Annotated in this window: 2 protein-coding genes and 1 pseudogene; 1 reads left to right on the top strand and 2 read right to left on the bottom strand. The window is 69.8% G+C overall.

Annotated elements, in window-relative coordinates:
- Positions 1-965 (top strand): acetyl-CoA C-acetyltransferase (locus RT567_RS16575; protein ID WP_313577290.1); only part of this gene is annotated, 965 nt, incomplete at its 5' end.
- A 110-nt stretch (positions 966-1,075) separates the two neighbouring features.
- Here RT567_RS16575 and RT567_RS16570 read toward each other — a convergent pair.
- A complete protein-coding gene (locus RT567_RS16570) occupies positions 1,076-1,372 on the bottom strand; it encodes a hypothetical protein (RefSeq protein ID WP_313577289.1) in 297 nt (98 codons plus the stop codon).
- Positions 1,354-1,681 (bottom strand): annotated as a pseudogene (locus tag RT567_RS16565) (hypothetical protein); the annotation flags it as partial. The pseudogene RT567_RS16565 and the gene RT567_RS16570, both read right to left, overlap by 19 nt.

Here is a 1,681-nt window from a genome sequence, read left to right as displayed (position 1 = left end):
CCATCGGCGCGGGCCTGCCCAACGAGACCCCGGCCTGGAGCCTGAACCAGCTGTGCGGCTCGGGCCTGCGCGCTGTGGCCCTGGCCTATCAGCAGATCGTTCAGGGCGATGCGAAAATCGTTGTCGCCGGCGGTCAGGAAAGCATGAGCCAGTCGCCGCACACGGCCCAGCTGCGCAACGGCCAGAAGATGGGCGAGCTGGCCTTCAAGGACAGCATGCTTCAGGACGGCCTGATCGACGCCTTCCACGGCTATCACATGGGCCAGACGGCCGAGAATATCGCCGCCAAATGGTCGATCGACCGCGCCTCGCAGGACGCCTTCGCCGTCGCCTCGCAGAACAAGGCCGAGGCCGCCCAGAAGGCCGGCAAGTTCGCCGATGAAATCGTCCCCGTCACCATCGCCACCCGCAAGGGCGACGTGGTCGTGGATCAGGACGAGTACATCCGCCACGGCGCGACCATCGAGGCGATGGAGAAGCTGAAGCCCGCCTTCCTCAAGGACGGCACGGTGACGGCGGCCAACGCCTCGGGCATCAACGACGGCGCCGCTGCGCTGGTGCTGATGAGCGCCGATGAAGCCAGGGCGCGCGGCCTTGAGCCGCTGGCCCGCATCGCGTCGTGGGCCACGGCGGGCGTCGACCCGGCCATCATGGGCACCGGCCCGATCCCGGCCAGCCGCAAGGCGCTGCAGAAGGCCGGCTGGAACGTCCAGGACCTCGACCTGATCGAGGCCAACGAAGCCTTCGCCGCCCAGTCGCTGTGCGTGGTCAAGGAGCTGGGCCTCGATCCGGCTAAGGTCAACGTCAACGGCGGCGCCATCGCCATCGGCCACCCGGTCGGCGCCTCGGGCGCGCGCGTCCTGACCACCCTGCTGCACGAGATGAAGCGCTCGGGCGCCAAGAAGGGGCTGGCCACCCTGTGCATCGGCGGCGGCATGGGCGTGGCCCTGTGCGTCGAGCGCTAAGCTCGGTAGGCTGAAACGACAAAGGCCGGCGAGCGATCGCTGGCCTTTTTGCTTGCGCCCTATAATCCCGCTCATCCCGGCGGACGCCGGGATGAGCGGGAGATGCGTGCTCAGAACCCCCGCCGCCAGCTCCCCAGCACGGCGTAGCCGGTCGAGGCGCTCGCGCGGTGCTGCTCCTCGCGGCTGGCGACGGCCTCAAGTTGCAGCCAGGAGCCGCCGGGCAGGGCGTGCAGGCTGCGCACGCTGAAGTCGATCTGCCGCCCCGACGGCGCCGCCGAGAAACGCCGCTCCGAGAAGGTCACTGGATCGAAATAGTCGAGCGGCACGTCGGCCAGATAGGCGCTGAACGTCCCGTCCTCGATCCGCAGCGGCTGAGAAAGCTCCCACGTCAGGCTGCGGCAGCCCAAGGCCTTAGCGAAGGACCACGTCGGACAGGCGCCTCGCCCGACAGGGTGAAACCGCGTCCCAGGTCCACATCCGCCCCGACCGCCGCAAAGCGGGTGCGCGACGGCAGGGCGAAGTCCGACTGCGTCGGCAGATAGGCTCCCAGCGGCCCCATCCGCTCGTCCAGGGCGCCGAGACTGAACGAAAGGCCTCCTCGATCTTGCCCGCCGGTCTCGGCGCGCCAGTCCAGCCCGGCGCGGGCGTAGGTCGAGGCGTCGCGCTCGACCGGACGCAGCGGCGCGCGTCGATCGCCGGACCCGCTCTCGGCGCTG

This window comes from Brevundimonas sp. (assembly GCF_032107865.1).
Lineage (GTDB): Bacteria > Pseudomonadota > Alphaproteobacteria > Caulobacterales > Caulobacteraceae > Brevundimonas.
The sequence above is the reverse complement of the archived record's forward strand: the minus strand, read 5'-3'. Positions and strand labels throughout refer to the sequence as shown.